Raw genomic sequence first — 325 nt, forward strand, 5'->3', positions numbered from 1 at the left:
TTTGTACCTCATATGTGCCTTTTGTTTTTCCTGGATAAATCTTAGAGGAAAGTACATTTTCAAATTTCATGGCTCCTTCTAACCCTTTAATATCTGTATTGGCTAAAACATACGCGAGTTCTTTTTGTGTTGCGGTCGTATAGGATTTAAAAAAGGTTGGTAAAAATTCTCGAATGTCTTCTTTTACAGTGATTTCATGAATTTCCTCTCGTTCTTTTCCTGCTTTTTCTTCTGGTACTTCTGCTTTTTCATTCACCTTGACGATTTGAGGGAATCCACTAATCACAAAAGCCTTTCCATCTGTCCGAACAGGAACCGACACTTG

The 325-nt window shown here is 36.9% G+C and carries 1 protein-coding gene; it reads right to left on the reverse strand.

Annotated features, from left to right (window positions below; translation table 11 throughout):
- A partial coding sequence (locus tag RT27_RS32130) for a conjugal transfer protein (protein ID WP_043939493.1) occupies positions 1-325 on the reverse strand: 325 nt, incomplete at both ends.

The organism is Bacillus sp. L_1B0_5, from assembly GCF_000836715.1.
Classification (GTDB): domain Bacteria; phylum Bacillota; class Bacilli; order Bacillales; family Bacillaceae_G; genus Bacillus_A; species Bacillus_A thuringiensis_S.